This is a genomic window from Micromonospora sp. NPDC049900, from assembly GCF_044461025.1.
Classification (GTDB): domain Bacteria; phylum Actinomycetota; class Actinomycetes; order Mycobacteriales; family Micromonosporaceae; genus Micromonospora.
This window is the reverse complement of sequence record NZ_JBITKM010000002.1, coordinates 73,073-88,392: the sequence shown is the minus strand read 5'-3', so window position 1 is coordinate 88,392 and position 15,320 is coordinate 73,073. Positions and strand designations below refer to the sequence as shown.

Below are 15,320 nucleotides of genomic sequence, written 5' to 3'. Positions count from 1 at the left end.
CGAGTCTGTCACGGGAAAAGTCCCAGGTCGCGTCAGCACGGAGTGCAACTGCCGAAAACGGGAGTTGCGTTGCAGTAGCACTCGGTGCATCCTTGCCTCCGGTTAGCGATCACTATGGACGGCCGGCCAGGGGGGACGCGTGCTCATCGCCGACGAGTTCTTTCTGATCGCGCACAACGACACCCGGGGCAAGGCCAAGCTGCATCCGGCCGCCACCAGCCTCGGCCTGGCCGCCGGCCTGCTCGGCGAGCTCGTCCTCTATGGACACGTGACGGTCGCTGCCGGACAGGTCACCGTGGTCGACCGGCGTCCACCGGCCGACGCGCTGGCACACACCGTGCTGGACCAGTTGATCGGCGAGCAACAGCACCAGGCGGTGCGTACCTGGCTCAGCTTCCTCGCCCAGACGGCGGTGACCTCGGTGGGGGAGCGGCTGGCGCGCGCCGGGGTGCTGCGCCGGCAGGAGATGCGTCGACTGCTGCGCACCAGCGTCACGTACGTGCCGACGGACCTCAACGTCGCGGCCTGGCCGGCCACCCGACTGCGCGCCGCGCTGGAACGCGCGGATCCGCCCCACGTGCCCGACGCGCTGCTGCTCGGGCTGGTCGCGGCGGCCGGGCTGACCCGCGAGGTGCTGTGGAGCGCGGGTCCGCGCGCCCACCACCGGCTCAACCTGATCATTCCGGCTCTGCCGGCTCCGCTCAAGGAACTCGTCGGGCAGACCGAGGCCGCCGTGGGTGCGGCCGTGTTGCGCGGCATCCCCTGAGTCAGCTCCTTTCCTTCCCCTCCCTGACATCCGGAGCAGTCATGCCCTCGACAGTGACAACCCCACGATCGAGCAACGTCTCCGAGGCACTGGCCCGTGGCCGCCTCGGGGTGCCCTCGGTGGTCTTCTTCGTGCTCTCCGCGGCGGCGCCGCTGACCGTGGTCGCCGGTGTGGTCACCACCGGCTACGGCGTCGTCGGGGTGCTCGGCATCCCGCTGGCCTTCCTGGCGGTCGCCGCCGTGCTGGCGCTCTTCTCCGCCGGCTACGTGGCGATGGCCCGCCGGATGGCCAACGCCGGTGCCTTCTACGCGTACGTGGCCCGGGGGTTGGGCCGCCCGGCCGGGGTGGGTGCGGCGTGGGTGGCGCTGATCGCGTACAACGCCCTCCAGGTCGGGCTCTACGGCACCATCGGCGCGGCGGCGGCACCGGTGCTGGACCGGCTGTTCGGCGTGACGCCACAGTGGTGGATCGTGGCGCTGCTGGCCTGGGCGCTGGTGGGCCTGCTCGGGCTGCTGCGCGTGGACATCAACGGCATGGTGCTGGCCGCGCTGCTCTGCGCCGAGATCGCCGTCATCGTGCTGTTCGACCTCGGCCAGTTGGGCAACCCGGCGGGCGGCAGCGTCAGCTTCGCGGCGTTCTCGCCGGACAACTTCTTCGTGCCCGGCCTCGGCGCGGTGCTGGTGCTGGCGATCCTCGGCTTCGTCGGCTTCGAGGCGGCGGTGGTGTTCAGCGAGGAGAGCAAGGACCCGCAGCGGACCGTGCCGATGGCCACGTACCTGTCGGTGGCCATCATCGCGGTGGTCTACGCCCTCTCGTCGTGGAGCATGACGGTGGCCGTCGGCCCGGACCGGATCGTCGAGGAGGCCGGCACGCAGAGCGTGGAACTGATCTTCAACCTGGCCGGCGCACACCTGGGCGACACCGTCCTCACCATCGGGCAGGCGCTGTTCCTGACCTCGGTGCTGGCCGCGATGATCTCGTTCCACAACACCACCGCGCGGTACGCCTTCGCGCTGGGCCGCGAGCGGGTGCTGCCGGCGGTGTTCGGGCGGACCTCGCCGACGACCGGTGCGCCCCAGGCCGCCTCGCTGGCGCAGAGCGCGCTCGGCCTGGTGGTGATCCTGCTGTACGCGTTCAACGGCTGGGACCCGGTCCTGCAACTGTTCTTCTGGCTGGGCACCAGTGGTGGCTTCGGTGTGCTGCTGCTGATCGCGACCACCGCGGTCGCCATCATCGTCTACTTCGCCCGCAACGCCGCCCAGGAGACGCTCTGGCGGCGGCTGATCGCGCCCGGCATCGCCGCGATCGCGCTGACCGCCATCATCGTGCTGGCGGTGCAGAACTTCGCCAACCTGCTCGGCGTCGAGCCCGACTCCCCGCTGCGCTGGGCCTTCCCGGCGGTGTACCCGGTGGCGGCGCTGCTCGGCGCGCTGTGGGGGCTGACGTTGCGCAGCAGCCGGCCCGACACGTACGCCCGGATCGGGCTGGGAGCGGAGAGCGCCGCCGCGGTCATGGTCCCGCCGTCGCCGGTCGAGGCGGAGGCGCGGCGATGACGGTGACGACGATCTCCCGCCTCGGGGCGGCGGACACCCGCTGGGTGGCCGAGCGCATCGCCGAGTCCTTCCTGGTCTTGGACGCCACCCGGTGGCTGGTTCCGGACGAGGCCAAGCGGGAGGCGGTGCTGGCCGGGAACTTCGAGATCATCGTGGCGCACGCGATGCGGCACGGGCTGGTGTTCGGCACGGCGGACCGGGCCGGGGTGGCGGTCTGGCTGCCGTCGGTCGGCGAGCCGCTGCCGCCGCCGGACGAGTACGACGCCCGGCTGGCCGCCGCCTGCGGGGAGTGGACGCCGCGCTTCGTCCACCTGGACGAGCTGTTCGCCGCCCACCACCCGCACCGGGACCACCACCACCTGGCGCTGCTGGCCGTGCGGCCGGACCGCCAGGGGCAGGGGGTGGGTTCGGCGCTGCTGCGGCACCACCACGCCTGGCTGGACGCCAACGGCGTGTCGGCCTATCTGGAGGCGAGCAGCGAGGTCGGTCGTGACCTCTACGCGCGGCACGGGTACCGGGTGTCGGAGCCGTTCCGGTTGCCCGACGGTACGCCGTTCTGGCCGATGTGGCGGGAGCCCGCCGCCGCCTGAGTCGTCCGTCCCACCGGCTCGGCCGACGCGGGCGCCGGCCCGGGCGGGCCGACGGGGCCGAGGCGGTGGCGGCGGACACGACGGTGGCCGGGTCCGTGCGGACCCGGCCACCGTCGCCACCCCCCCTTAGTACGTACCGTCGAGCTGCCCCCGCAGCTTCGTCAGCGCCCGGGCCAGCAGCCGGGACACGTGCATCTGCGATACGCCGATCTGCTCGGCGATCTGCGACTGGGTGAGGTTGCCGTAGAAGCGCAGCGTGAGGATCTTCTGCTCGCGCTCGTCCAGCGTGGCCAGCGCCGGCCCGAGGGCCACCCGCAGCTCGGCCAGCTCGAACTCGCTGTCCTCGCCGCCGAGCATGTCGCCCAGCTCGGTCGCCCGGTCGCCGTCACCGGTCGGGGTGGACAGCGACACCGCGTTGTAGGCGCGGGCACCTTCCAGGCCCTCCAGGACCTCTTCCTCGGTGAGGTTGAGGTGGGTGGCGATGTCGGCGACCGTCGGCGAGCGGCCGAGGGTCTGCAACAGCGAGCTGTTGGCGTCGGAGATGGCCAGCCGCAGCTCCTGGAGCCGCCGGGGGACACGGATGTCCCAGGTGCGGTCGCGGAAGTGCCGCTTGAGCTCGCCGATGATGGTGGGGATCGCGTAGCCGGCGAAGTCGACGCCCCGGGTGGGATCGAACTTGTCGATCGCCTTGATCAGGCCGACGGCCGCGGTCTGGGCCAGGTCGTCGGTGGGCTCGCCGCGCCCGCTGTAGCGGTGCGCGAGGTGGTTGGCCAGCGGCAGCCAGGCCTCGATCGCCCGGTCCCGCAGCGCGGCCCGGGACGGGTGCCCGGCCGGCAGCGCGGCCATCGCGTTGAGTAGGTCGGTGGCACTGTCGGAGAGTGATCGCGGGTCGAGCTTCGGCGCCGGGGCGGTCGCCGTTTCGGTGAGCGCGGTCATGGTGGTCCTCCCTGCACCTCGTCCGCGGATAAAGACGTGACGCTTTGGTTTAGAGCTGTTAGTCCGTTCGGGAGTCACCTTAGCCTGATGGTGCCGCAGAAATCTAGCCGAACGGACGATGTGCTTAAGTGATTTTGAGGCATGAAACCTACTCAATCGGTCATTCGTCCATCAACTACCGCCGGTTCGGAGGGTGATTCGTGATCTCCACTGGGCGGTTCGGACGATCCCCTCATCGGTCGTCACTCGCGCGGGCCCGGACGGACGGCGGGCTGACGCCGCCGATCGGGGGAGATGCCGCCGGGTCGGTGTGACGACTGTCGCCTATCCGTCGTTGTCCCGTCGGTGGGACCGGGCATAGCGTCGCGGGAAAACTGTCGACCGGAGGTGTTGTGCTCGACCCCGCGGTGCCCCAACTCGTCGTGAACTGCCGGACGCTGTACTTCAGTTGGCTGCCGGCGGATCCGGACGCGGTGGCGGCGCTCGTCCCGGCCGGGCTGTGCCCGCATCCCGGCGGCCAGGTCTTCATGAACCAGTACGTGGTGGACGACGCGAGCCAGACCTCCGGCTTCGGCTCGTACTCGCTGACCTACCTCGGGGTGACCCTGGCCGGCGTGGACGCGCCCGACGGCGTGACCCCCGGGGGCTGGTGGACCCACTACGTGACCTCCAGCGAACTGGTCCGCCAGTACGCCCTCGGCCGGGGCGCTCCCGCGCTGACCGGTGACACCACCATCGTCGCGAACGGGCACGAACTGGTGACCGAGACCACCATCGGCGGCGTGCCGGTGATCCGGGCCCGGGTGCGTGCCGGTGAGACCGGTCACGCCGTGCACAACGGCCACCACCGGTACGTCACCGCACTGCACGACCGGCTGGTGAGCAGCATCTACCCGGTGGTCGCCGAGCCCAGCACCTCCTTCGAGATCGAGTCGGTGGAGTTCCTGGACCCGGAGCACCCCGTGTACGCGCTGCGGCCGGAGAACCCGCTCACCATCGGGTGGGGCTACTACTCGCCCCGGGCGTCGTTCGCGTACCCGGGTGGGCTGACCGTGCTCGACACTCCGGAGTCCGGGTCGACGGACGTGCCGTACGCCGAACGCCCGCTGCCCGCGCACCACTGAGCCCGCGCCGGCCGTCCATCGGCTGAGAAATCCGGGCCTCTTTCGGGTTTTCCCTGTTCCAGGTGGGTAAGCCAGTCGCGGGTCGGTACGCCCCGGTGCGCCGGGCGACATCGCCGTGCGCGTCGGCGTGACCACCCGGAGGCCGCCCCGGCCTCACCATCCCGGATCGGGCTCGTCCCGCCGGCCGTCCGTGCCGGTGCCGTGGGCCCGGCTTCGGCCCGAGCAGCGAGGAGGCCGCACCATGCACGGCGAGATGACGAACTCCGTGACCGAGCACCGCGAGCAGGCGGTGGAGAGCGAGCGGGGTGCGCTGTTGGCCGTACTGGTGATGGTCCTGCTGGGCGTGGCCGGCATATTCGCCGTCTCCTGACCCGGCTGGCGCGCCGTCGCCGCAGGGCTCAGTCCGTGGCGAGGCGGGCGTGCAGGTGTTCGTCGTAGCGTCGGCCGTCGCCGTAGCGGTGTGACTGCCGCAGCGTGCCCTCGACCGGATACCCGGCCCGCTCGGCGACCCGGCAGGAGGCCGGGTTGGCGACCGCGTGGCACAGCTCGATGCGGTGCAGGCCCAGGTCGCGGAAGGCCCACTCGGTGAGCAGTCGGACCGCCGCCGAGGCCAGGCCCCGTCGGCGGGCGGCGGCGACGATCCAGTAGCCGATCGACGCGTCGCCCGCGTGGATGCGGTGCAGCGAGACCGAGCCGAGCATGATCTCCGGTCGGGTCGGGTCGGCCACCGCCAGCGAGACGTGGGTGCCCTGGGACCAGTCGGCCCGCCACCGAACCCACTGCCGGGCGGTGTCGAGGTCGAACGCGTCGCCCTGCGGGTTCCACTGGGCGATGGCCGGGTCGTGCCACGCGGCCAGCACGGCGGGCGCGTCCGCGGTGCTCCAGGGGCGTAGCAGCAGGCCGGGGCCGGTCAGTTCCACGACGCGAAAGTGTCGCACAGCCGCGTCCTCCGTCGGGGAGCATGCCCCACGACGGGCACGCCCCGCCCCGCGGGCACGCCCCCCGCGATCATGGACTTGTGGTAGCGACACAAGGCACACAAGCCCCGGAACGCCCGCCACTCCTCCAAGATCGGCGAGGGTCGGCGCGGTGTCGCTTCAAATTTTGACCGAATCATCTACCTGGGGAGTGTGGTGCAGATGGTGCTGCCCGGGGCTCCATTGTTCAAATCTTGAATAAGTGCTACGGTGGCGCCATGACGGAGAACCTGAGCGAGGTGCGACTGGCCGCCTGGCGGGCCTACATCGAGGCCAGCCAGCGGTTGTTCACCCGGCTGGAGGACGACCTGCGGGCCGCCAGCGAGCTGAGCTTCGCCGACTACCACGTGCTGGTGCTGCTCGCCGAGGCCCCGGGGCAGCGGCTGCGGATGGGTGAGCTCGCCGGTCGGCTCGTCTTCTCGCCCAGTCGACTGACCTACCAGGTCTCCTCCATGCAGCGGCGTGGCCTGGTCGCCCGGCAGCCCTGTCCGGACGACGGGCGGGGCAGCGAGGCGGTGCTCACCGCCGCCGGGCTGATGGCGTTGCGCGAGGCCGCCCCGCACCATCTGCGTTCGGTCCGCACCCACCTGATGGACGACCTCGACGATGCCGAGATCGCCTGCCTGACCACGGTCTTCACCCGACTCGGCCAGCGGTTGCAGGGCACCGCCGGCACCGCCCCCCGCGAGAGCTGAAGGAGCTTCCGATGCCCGCCATCACCGTCGACAACGTCCTCGTCCTGCCCCGACTGCCCAAGCTCGACGAGTCGACCACCGTCATCCGTCCGGTCCGCCGGTTGACCACCGCGCCCAGCGGCTTCGAGGGCGAGGGCTTCCCGGTGCGCCGGGCCTTCGCCGGGGTACCCACCACCGAGCTGGACCCGTTCCTGCACCTCGACCAGATGGGCGAGGTGGAGTACGCGCCGGGCGAGCCGAAGGGCACCAGTTGGCACCCGCACCGCGGCTTCGAGACCGTCACGTACATCATCGACGGGGTCTTCGACCACCAGGACAGCCACGGCGGTGGCGGCACCATCACCAACGGCGACACCCAGTGGATGACGGCCGGCAGTGGCCTGCTGCACATCGAGGCGCCGCCGGAGCACCTGGTGGTCAGCGGTGGTCTGTTCCACGGCACCCAGCTCTGGGTCAACCTGCCCAAGGTGGCCAAGATGAACCCGCCGAAATACCAGGACATCCGGGGCAACCAGGCGGCACTGGTCACCACGCCGGACGGTGGCGCGCTGGTCCGGGTGATCGCCGGTGAGATCGCCGGGCACCAGGGACCCGGATCGACGTACACGCCGATCACCGTCGCCCACGTGACGGTCGAGCCCGGCGCGCAGGTCGACCTGCCGTGGCGGCCGGACTTCAACGCCCTGGTGTACGTGCTGGGCGGCCGGGGCACGGTCGGCGCGAACGGACGCGGCGTCCGCACCGGGCAGCTCGCGGTGCACGGCCCGGGCGACGCGCTGCGGTTCAAGGCCAACGCCCGGCAGGACAGCCGCACCCCGACGCTGGACCTCTACATCATGGGCGGGCAGCCGATCCGCGAGCCGGTGGCGCAGTACGGCCCGTTCGTGATGAACAGCCGGGACGAGCTGATCCAGGCGTTCGAGGACTACCAGGCGGGTCGGCTCGGCGTCGTCCCGGCGGAGCGGGTGCCGCACAGCGGTGGTCAGGGCGACCGGCCCTGACAGGTCGCCTCGGGGAGGGCCCGCCCCGATGCGCGACCGGGGAATGGTCGACTCCCCACCTCGTGCCGTCGGGCTCACTGTCGTGACCTTGCGGGGAAGCGCGGCCCTGACCACGCGAAGCGGCCCACGGGCGGGAGAGTTCCCACCCGTGGGCCTCGCGTGATGTCAGGTCGCCGGTTGTGCCGAGCGACCGCCCAGGTGCAGTCGGCCCACGAGCTGTCGGGCCTGTTCGGCGACGTCCGCCTCGACGGTCACCGCGTACTGGTTGGCCCGCAGTGAGCTGGCCGAGGTGAAGTCCCGCTTGCCGCCGGTCATGGCGTGCGCGACCCCGCCGAACACGGCACCCCAGACGGCACCGATGACCAGGCCGACCAGGAGCACGGCCAGCCAGTTGCCGACCGTGAAGATGCCGAACAGCAGACCGATGAACAGTCCGAGCCAGGCACCCGTACCGGCGCCGATCAGCGCGGCCCGCGCGGTGGTCAGCCGACCGAGCACCGTCTCCACCAGGGTGAGGTCGGTGCCGACGATGGCGGTCCGTTCGACCGGGAAGCGGTTGTCGGCCAGATAGTCCACGACGCGTTGCGCGGACGGATAGTCCGGGTACGCGCCCAGTGTCACGGTCGGCGGTCCGGCCGGTGGGCCGTGCCCGTCGCCGCTGGGTGCCGCGGTGCGGCCTCCGGGGCCGGACGGGAGGGTGTCGCCGCCGGTCACGCCGGGCTGCCACGCCGAGGGATTCGACTGTGTGGTCATGGGTCTCCTCCTTCGTCTCGGCTCGCGTTCCCGCCTGGGGCGAGCGGTAACGCCCGTGGCGGATCGGGTACCGGCCGGTCCCGCGCAGGCGACCGGGCCCCCGGCCGCCGCTGTCGCGGTGTCGGCCGGAGGCCCGGTCTGTGGTGGTGGCCCGTGGGCCCGGTGTGGTCCTGGGGGCGCGCCGGTCAGGCGCAGGTGCCGCCGTTGAGGGTGAAGGGGCCGGGCGTCGGCAGGCTGCTGCCGCTGTAGGTGCCCTGGAAGCCCACGCTGATCGTGCCGCCGACGGGCACGCTGCCGTTGTACGCGACGTTGCGGACCTCGATGCGGTCACCGGACTGGCTCCAGGTGCCGTTCCAGCCGTTGCTCAGCCGTACGCCGGAGCCGGCGTTGAAGGCGAGCGTCCAGCCGGTGAGCGCCACGCTGCGGTTGGTGACCCGGATCTCGGCGGTGAAGCCGCCGGCCCACGTGTTCGGGGTGAACGTCACCGCGCAGCTTCCGGCGGGCGGGTTGGACGGGGGCGGCGTGGTCGGCGGCGTGGTGGTGGGGGGAGTGGTGGTCGGCGGGGTCGTCGTCGGCGGGGTGGTGGTCGGCGGGGGGCCGGCCGCGATCGCCAGGTCGTACGCCCGCTGCGGCACGAACTGTCCGGCCGCGGCGATACAGCCGTCGGCCTCGCCGGGCAGCTTCACCCAGAGGAACGCGTCGATCGCCGAGTCGCCGGTGGCGGTGGTGCTCGGCGTGCCGATCGCCCGCCCCGGCGGGTCGCACCACTCCGAGCCGGCCGGGCCGTTGCCGTTACGGCTGGTGTCGATGACCGCCTTGAGGCGGGAGATGCCGGTGGCCTGGATGATCTGCTTGGCGTACGAGACCTCGTCGGCGGTGCGGCGGTAGTTCGACACGTTCACCGAGATGCCGTCGGCGCTGTTGGCGATGTCCGCCGCGTTGAGCCGAGCAGCCGCCTCGCTGGGCGCGAGCCATCCGCCGTGGCCGATGTCGTAGTAGACCTTCGCCGCCGACGAGCCGGCCTTGAGCGCCTTGCCGGCGTACGCCATGGAGGCCCGGACCTCGGCCTGCTGGCTGGCGTTCATGCAGCTCGTCATGATCGGGAGTACGTCGGGCTCCAGGATGATCGTGGCGGGTCGACCGCCGAGCCCGGCGGCGACCTGGTCCACCCACTGCCGGTAGGTGGAGTGGTTGGGCGCACCGCCCCCGCTGTGGTTGCTGCAGTCGCGGTTGGGGATGTTGTAGACCACCAGGATCGGGATCTTGCCGGCGTTGGCGGCGGCGGTGACGAAGGAGCTGACCTCGGCGCGTACGGTCGAGGTGTTGGTGGTGGTGTACCAGCGGGGCTGCGGGACGCTGGCGATCCGGTCCCGGATCACGGCGGCCTTGGAGTCGTTCGGGTTGGCGGCCACCCAGCGGGCGGCGCTGGTGTCCGGATCGACGTAGAACACGGAGTCGGCGGCGGCGGCGGGCGCGGGACGCAACGCGCCCACGCCGACGGTGGCGACCACGGTCAGGGCCGTCGCGACGGCGCCGACCACGGCATAGGTGCCTCGGGTTCTCATGGACTGCTCCTCGTATGCATCGAAGACAGTGCGTGGAAGCGCTCCCACATGTCCGACAAGGTACGGGCCGGTTGCGAACTTGTGAAGACCTTCCGGAAGTATCCGGAGGATCGACGGTCGCCGCTCGGTCGCCGCCACGTGGGCCAGGTCGCGAATACGATCACCGGATGGGTCTGGATCGGACGGGTGTCGTGGTGGTCGGTGCGGGGATCGCGGGCGTCGCCTGCGCGGCGGAACTGGCGCGGGCCGGCGTGCCCGTCCAGATCCGCGAACGCGGTCGGGTGGCCGGTGGGCGGATGGCCAGCAAACGCTTCGACGGCCGCCCCGCCGACCTGGGCGCGGCCTACCTGACGGTGAGCGATCCGGAGTTCGCCGAGGTGGTACGCGAATGGGAGGCCGCCGGCCTGGCCCACGAGTGGACCGACACCTTCGTCTCCTACGACGGCACCGGGCGGCGCGAGGTCGCCGGGCCGATGCGCTGGTCCGCTCCCCGGGGTCTGCGGTCCCTTGTCGAGCACCTGGCCCGCGACCTGCCGGTGGTGGTGAACCGGCTGGTGCTCGGCGTCGAGGCCGGTCCGCTGGTGGACGGCACCGCGTGCGCGGCGGCGGTCCTGGCGATGCCGGGCCCGCAGGCGGCGCTGCTGCTGGACCCGGCCCTGGCCGACGCCACCGAGGCGGCCGGGCGGCAGCGCTGGGCGCCGACGCTCTCCGCCGTGCTGCGCTTCCCGACCCGACGCTGGTCCGACTTCCGGGGCGCCTTCGTCAACGACCATCCGCTGCTCAGCCTGGTCTGCGACGACGGCGACCGGCGCGGTGACGGTGCACCGGTGCTGGTCGCGCACACCACGCCGGAGTTCGCCGCCGGTCATCTCGCGCAGCCCACCGGCGCCGCGTCGGCCGTCGAGGCGGCCGTCCGCGACCTGCTCGCGCTACCCGAGCGCGCCGAGCACGTGCACGTGCACCGCTGGACGTACGCCAAGCCCACCTCCGGCGAGCACGTCGCGTTCCATCTGGACGGCGACGGGATCGGGTTGGCCGGGGACGTCTTCGGCGAGTCCCGGGTGCAGACCGCCTGGCGGTCCGGCCGCGACCTCGGCCGCGCCCTGGTCCAGCGGCTGACCTGAGGCGCGGGCCGGGTCGCCCGCCGGGCGGGGTCAGCCGGGTGGGAGCAGGATCTCGAACCAGACGGTCGAACCGCGCACGGTGGGGTCGGTGCCCCAGGCGTCGCTCAGCTCCTCGATCAGCCCCAGCCCGCGTCCCCGGCTGCTCAGCGTGTCGGTGCGGGCCCGCGTCACCGTGCCCCGGGACCCGGAGTCGGCCACCGAGACGAGCAGGCGCTCCGGGCTGAGGTCGATCTCCACCCGGGCCTCGGTGCCGGCGTGCAGCAGGGCGTTGGTGGTCAACTCGCTGGTGCAGAGCACCGCCGCGCCGATCACCGACTCGGCCACCCGCCACTCGGTGAGCAGCGCGGTCATCCAGTGCCGGACCCGGCTCGGCGCCGTCGGCTCGGCCGGCACCTCCATCCGGGCCGACCGGCTCGGTCGCAGCGCGTACTCGACGGCCAGGACGGCCACGTCGTCCTCGGTGGCACCGGGGACCGAGGACGACGCGGTGGCGCAGAGGGCCCTCGGGTCACCGCTGGGCGCGGCGGCCACCGACTCCGCCAGGCGGGCCAGGCCGTGCGACAGCCCCTGCCGTCGGCGCTCCACCACACCGTCGCTGAACAGCAGCAGGGTGTCGCCGGGGGAGAACGCGACGGTGCCGGTGGCGGGGTGGTAGCCGATGCCCAGCGGCGCGCCGGTCGGCACGTCCACGTACTCGGCCCGTGGTTCGCCCCCGGGCCCGCAGCGCCGTACCAGCGGGGCCGGGTGACCGGCGCTGGCCAGGGTGAGCAGCTCCCGCTGCACGTCGATCACCCCGAACGCCACGGTCACGAACAGCTCGTACGTGCCGGTCTCGGACCCGAGGCTGGTCACCAGCCGGTCCAGCCCGACGAGCACCTGGTCGGGACGCGGGTCGTTGAGCGCCAGCGCCCGCAGCGCGGCGCGTACCTGTCCCATCCGGGCGGCGGCCTGCACGTCGTGCCCGGCCACGTCGCCGAGCACCACCCCCAGGTCGCCGGTGGGCAGCACGAAGGCGTCGTAGAAGTCGCCACCGGCGGCGTTGCCGTCGACCCCCGGGTCGTATCGGGCGGCGATCCGCAGCAGCGGCAGGCTCGGCAGGTTCTCCGGCAGCATGCTGCGCTGGAGCAACTGGGCGGTGCCGTGCTGGGTCTCGAAGCGGCGGGCCCGCTCGGTCGCCTGACCGACCAACTCGGCCGACGCGGCCAGCAACGCCCGTTCCGGCGCGGTCCAGGTGTGCGGGGTGCGGTATCCGACGGTGAGCGCGCCGCGTACCCCGGAGGCGCGCAGCGGCACCGACGCCAGGGCGCGGACCCGCTGGTCGTGCCGGTCGGCGGCGGTCTCGCGCAGCGGTTCGCCGTCGTCGACGAACCGGGCCTGACCGGTACGCGCGCTGAGCGCGGCCGGTGCCGGCCAGTCCGCCGGCCCGCGCCGCCACAGCGGGGGCAGCCGCTCGTCCGCCTCGTCCACGAGTTCGCCACGGACCCGGCGGACCAGCCGCCAGCCGCCCCCACCGCCGGTGTCGTCGACGGCGAACGAGACCCGGTCGGCGTCGAACGAGGTGAGCGCGTACCGCAGCGCGACCCGGGCCACGTCGTCGAGCGTCAGCGTGCCGGACAACGCCGCCGCGAAATCGCTGAGCTCCTGCAACTGGCGGGTCGCCGGGTTGGTCTCGGCGACCACCGACAGCACCCCGGCGATCCGGCCCCGGCTGTCCCGGACGGTCGAGCAGGCCCAGATGTAGACCGACGGGTCGAGGCCGTCGGAGTGCAGGGGGAGAGGCACCTCCTTCTCCAGGAACGGCTCCCCGGTGCGGTACGTCTGCTCGACCACGTCACCGACGCCGGGCAGCCGCCACGCCCGGTCGAAGACCTCGGCGGCGGGCCGCCCCACGGCCTGCGGGTGCCGGTCGCCGATCAACTCGGCGTACGCGTCGTTGTAGAGCAGTAGCAACTCGTCGCCGAGGTAGAGCGCCATCGGCGCGGGTGAGGCGAGCACCACCTCGACGGCGGCGCGGACCGCCGGGTCCCAGGACTCGCGGGTGCCCAGCACGGTCGCGCCCCACTCGTGGTGGCCGACGACGGTCGTGGCGCGCGGCACCGGCGCACGGGGCGCCTGACCTGCTGGCGTGGGGACTCGCCCGACCGTTCCTGGCATGACCGCAGCCTAGCCCGACCCCTCGACCCGTGTTTCCGATCATGCGCCCGGCGGTTCGGGTCGGGCCATCAGGGCAGGTCAGGGCCGTTCTGTCGGGATGTGTCGGGAAAAAGCAGGTGACCTGCGCGGCGTGCCGCCCCGACGTTGGGGTATGCGCGCGGGGCAGTCCATGCGACAGGAGGGACATCATGCCGGAAACCCTGGCGGCCAGGCAGGTCAACATCGGTGACGCTGTGGCCGACATGTGGAGGTCGGTGCTGCTGTTCGTACCGAGGGCCATCGCGTTCATCGCGATCCTGGTGGTCGGATGGCTCATCGCGAGAGCCGTGCTCAAGATCGTTGATACGGTCCTGGAACGGGTGGGGTTCGATCGCGCGGTCGAACGGGGCGGCATCAAGCGCGCGCTCGAACGGACCAGGTACGACGCCAGTGACATCCTGGCCCGCCTGGCGTACTACGCCGTACTGCTGTTCACGCTTCAGTTCGCCTTCGGCGTCTGGGGTCCGAACGCGATCAGCAACCTGATCGGCGGCGTGGTGGCCTGGCTGCCCCGGGCCTTCGTGGCGATCGTGATCGTGGTGATCGCCGCGGCGATCGCCAACGCGGTACGGGACCTCGTCAGCGGTGCGCTGGGTGGTCTGTCGTACGGGCGGGTGCTGGCCGACCTGACGGCGGTCTTCATCATCGCGCTCGGCGTCATCGCCGCGCTGAACCAGGTGGGCATCGCCACCACCGTCACCACTCCGGTCCTGATCGCGGTGCTCGCCACGGTGGCCGGCATCCTGATCGTCGGCGTGGGCGGTGGTCTGGTCAAGCCCATGCAGAACCGCTGGGACGGCTGGCTCCACCGGATCGCGGAGGAGTCGCGGGCCGTCCGCGAACAGCGGCAGGGCACCCAGGCCGGACGCAGCGACATGCAGCGGCAGATGGCCGACCGGGCGGGTGCCGAGCGCACCCAGGCCATGTCGCGAGGGCAGGAGTCCTCGATGTCCGGGGGACGGGGCACGTACCAGTCCGGGAACTCGGGTGACGAGACCCAGCAGTTCGGTCGGTGACCGGACGCGTACCGCCGACGGGTGTCCGCCACACGGCGGGCACCCGTTCGCGTCACAGCGACGGCGGCTGCGGGGCCGGGGTGTCCAGCGCGGCGGTCAGCGCGCAGACGGCGAGCAGTCGCACCAGCACCCAGTCCGCCTCGGCCCACTCGACCGGGGTGGCCGGTGGCTGCCAGCCGTGCTCGTCGGCGGCGGTCCGTAGCCCCTCGGCGTAGCCGGCCAGGGCGGCGGCGGTCAGCGGGGCGTCGTCGCCCCGGAGGCTGTCGCGCACCGCGGCGGCGTGCTGGTCGACGGCGGCGAGCAGGCCGGGCAGGGCGGCAGCGGCGGCCAGCCCGTCCAGACCCATGGCGGTGGCGAGCGCCATCAGGGCCGACCGGTTGTCCTCGACGGTGGTACGGGTCCGAACCCGGTTCGACGGCACGCGCATGGGGAACGAATCTAGCCAACCCGGACCGGCGGCGGCCTCGGCCGCACGGCTGGTCAGGGGGTCGGCCGGTCGTCGTGCCGGGCATCCGGACCCGGACGTGCGACCGCCCATCCGGGCAGTGGCGGCAACAGGGAGGCACGAATGGACACCACCGACGGCCCCGAGGAGCGGCACCGACGACCGGCCGGTGTGAGCGACGACACGGTGGAGGCGCTCGGCAGGCTCAGCGAGGCGCTGGAGTGCGTGGAACGCGCCCGTGGCGAGCTGTACTCGATGCACCAGCGCATCGGGCACGCCGACCTGATGCTGGACGAGGCGGTGCGGATGTTCCGTGCGGCCGGGCACGAGGCGATCGCCGACCGGATCGCCGACGAGTTGGTGGGTCGCAACGTGATCGCGGGACGCTGGACGTTCCAGCTCGTCGAGGAGTTCGACGACGGGTACTACGCGCTCTTCCGTGACCTGGACCGGACCGCCCGCGACGAGTTGGTCGGGGGCCGGCGGCACGTGTACGAGGCGGAGATGAAGGAACGGCGTCGTACCCGTGGTCGGACGGGTCACGAGGCCCGCCCGCCGGAGGCCGGGTGAGGGCGGTGCGCC

At 72.5% G+C, this 15,320-nt stretch carries 15 protein-coding genes; 9 read left to right on the top strand and 6 right to left on the bottom strand.

Features of this window, described 5'->3' with window-relative positions; translation table 11 throughout:
• The first annotated feature begins 139 nt into the window (after positions 1-139).
• From ACIBMZ_RS04965 to ACIBMZ_RS04955, 3 genes are read left to right on the top strand one after another with little or no spacing between them, the layout of a single operon-like run.
• Positions 140-766, top strand: coding sequence for a GPP34 family phosphoprotein (locus ACIBMZ_RS04965; RefSeq protein ID WP_396691181.1), 627 nt, complete (start codon positions 140-142; stop codon positions 764-766).
• Between the two features lie 41 nt (positions 767-807).
• Positions 808-2,319 carry an APC family permease gene (locus ACIBMZ_RS04960; RefSeq protein WP_396691179.1) on the top strand — a complete coding sequence of 504 codons (1,512 nt, stop codon included), beginning with the start codon at positions 808-810 and terminating at the stop codon, positions 2,317-2,319.
• Complete coding sequence (locus ACIBMZ_RS04955) at positions 2,316-2,909, top strand: GNAT family N-acetyltransferase (protein ID WP_396691177.1); 594 nt, start codon at positions 2,316-2,318, stop codon at positions 2,907-2,909. Before ACIBMZ_RS04960 ends, ACIBMZ_RS04955 begins: the two co-directional genes overlap by 4 nt.
• A 126-nt stretch (positions 2,910-3,035) precedes the next feature.
• Here ACIBMZ_RS04955 and ACIBMZ_RS04950 read toward each other — a convergent pair whose 3' ends face one another.
• On the bottom strand, positions 3,036-3,845 hold the full coding sequence (locus tag ACIBMZ_RS04950; protein WP_350695171.1) for a SigB/SigF/SigG family RNA polymerase sigma factor: 810 nt from the start codon (positions 3,843-3,845) through the stop codon (positions 3,036-3,038).
• A 392-nt stretch (positions 3,846-4,237) separates the two neighbouring features.
• On the opposite strand from ACIBMZ_RS04950, the gene ACIBMZ_RS04945 reads away from it, so the two are divergent.
• Entirely contained in the window at positions 4,238-4,969 is a 732-nt protein-coding gene (locus ACIBMZ_RS04945) for a hypothetical protein (RefSeq protein ID WP_396691175.1), read from the top strand.
• 398 nt (positions 4,970-5,367) lie between these two features.
• Here ACIBMZ_RS04945 and ACIBMZ_RS04940 read toward each other — a convergent pair whose 3' ends face one another.
• Positions 5,368-5,889, bottom strand: coding sequence for a GNAT family N-acetyltransferase (locus ACIBMZ_RS04940; RefSeq protein WP_396691173.1), 522 nt, complete (start codon positions 5,887-5,889; stop codon positions 5,368-5,370).
• Positions 5,890-6,164: 275 nt separating this feature from the next.
• On the opposite strand from ACIBMZ_RS04940, the gene ACIBMZ_RS04935 reads away from it, so the two are divergent.
• A complete protein-coding gene (locus tag ACIBMZ_RS04935; RefSeq protein ID WP_396691171.1) occupies positions 6,165-6,641 on the top strand; it encodes a MarR family winged helix-turn-helix transcriptional regulator in 477 nt (158 codons plus the stop codon).
• 11 nt (positions 6,642-6,652) lie between these two features.
• Complete coding sequence (locus ACIBMZ_RS04930) at positions 6,653-7,642, top strand: pirin family protein (protein ID WP_396691169.1); 990 nt, start codon at positions 6,653-6,655, stop codon at positions 7,640-7,642.
• Positions 7,643-7,807: 165 nt separating this feature from the next.
• Here ACIBMZ_RS04930 and ACIBMZ_RS04925 read toward each other — a convergent pair whose 3' ends face one another.
• Positions 7,808-8,395 carry a general stress protein gene (locus ACIBMZ_RS04925; protein ID WP_396691167.1) on the bottom strand — a complete coding sequence of 196 codons (588 nt, stop codon included), beginning with the start codon at positions 8,393-8,395 and terminating at the stop codon, positions 7,808-7,810.
• Positions 8,396-8,580: 185 nt separating this feature from the next.
• The gene (locus ACIBMZ_RS04920; protein WP_396691165.1) at positions 8,581-9,960 is read right to left on the bottom strand and encodes a glycoside hydrolase family 6 protein; all 1,380 of its coding nucleotides are present in this window, start codon (positions 9,958-9,960) and stop codon (positions 8,581-8,583) included.
• A gap of 167 nt (positions 9,961-10,127) precedes the next feature.
• Here ACIBMZ_RS04920 and ACIBMZ_RS04915 point away from each other — a divergent pair, with 167 nt between their 5' ends.
• Positions 10,128-11,084, top strand: a complete 957-nt coding sequence (locus ACIBMZ_RS04915; protein ID WP_396691163.1) for an NAD(P)/FAD-dependent oxidoreductase — start codon at positions 10,128-10,130, stop codon at positions 11,082-11,084.
• A gap of 30 nt (positions 11,085-11,114) precedes the next feature.
• Here ACIBMZ_RS04915 and ACIBMZ_RS04910 read toward each other — a convergent pair whose 3' ends face one another.
• Positions 11,115-13,238, bottom strand: a complete 2,124-nt coding sequence (locus tag ACIBMZ_RS04910) for a SpoIIE family protein phosphatase (protein ID WP_396691162.1) — start codon at positions 13,236-13,238, stop codon at positions 11,115-11,117.
• A 188-nt stretch (positions 13,239-13,426) separates the two neighbouring features.
• Between ACIBMZ_RS04910 and ACIBMZ_RS04905 the strand changes: the two genes are divergently transcribed.
• Positions 13,427-14,293, top strand: a complete 867-nt coding sequence (locus ACIBMZ_RS04905; RefSeq protein ID WP_396691160.1) for a hypothetical protein — start codon at positions 13,427-13,429, stop codon at positions 14,291-14,293.
• 52 nt (positions 14,294-14,345) lie between these two features.
• Here ACIBMZ_RS04905 and ACIBMZ_RS04900 read toward each other — a convergent pair whose 3' ends face one another.
• Positions 14,346-14,720: a DUF6401 family natural product biosynthesis protein gene (locus tag ACIBMZ_RS04900; RefSeq protein WP_396691158.1), complete on the bottom strand. Its 375-nt coding sequence runs from the start codon at positions 14,718-14,720 to the stop codon at positions 14,346-14,348.
• Positions 14,721-14,861: 141 nt separating this feature from the next.
• Here ACIBMZ_RS04900 and ACIBMZ_RS04895 point away from each other — a divergent pair, with 141 nt between their 5' ends.
• Positions 14,862-15,308 carry a hypothetical protein gene (locus tag ACIBMZ_RS04895; protein ID WP_396691156.1) on the top strand — a complete coding sequence of 149 codons (447 nt, stop codon included), beginning with the start codon at positions 14,862-14,864 and terminating at the stop codon, positions 15,306-15,308.
• Positions 15,309-15,320: the final 12 nt, after the last annotated feature.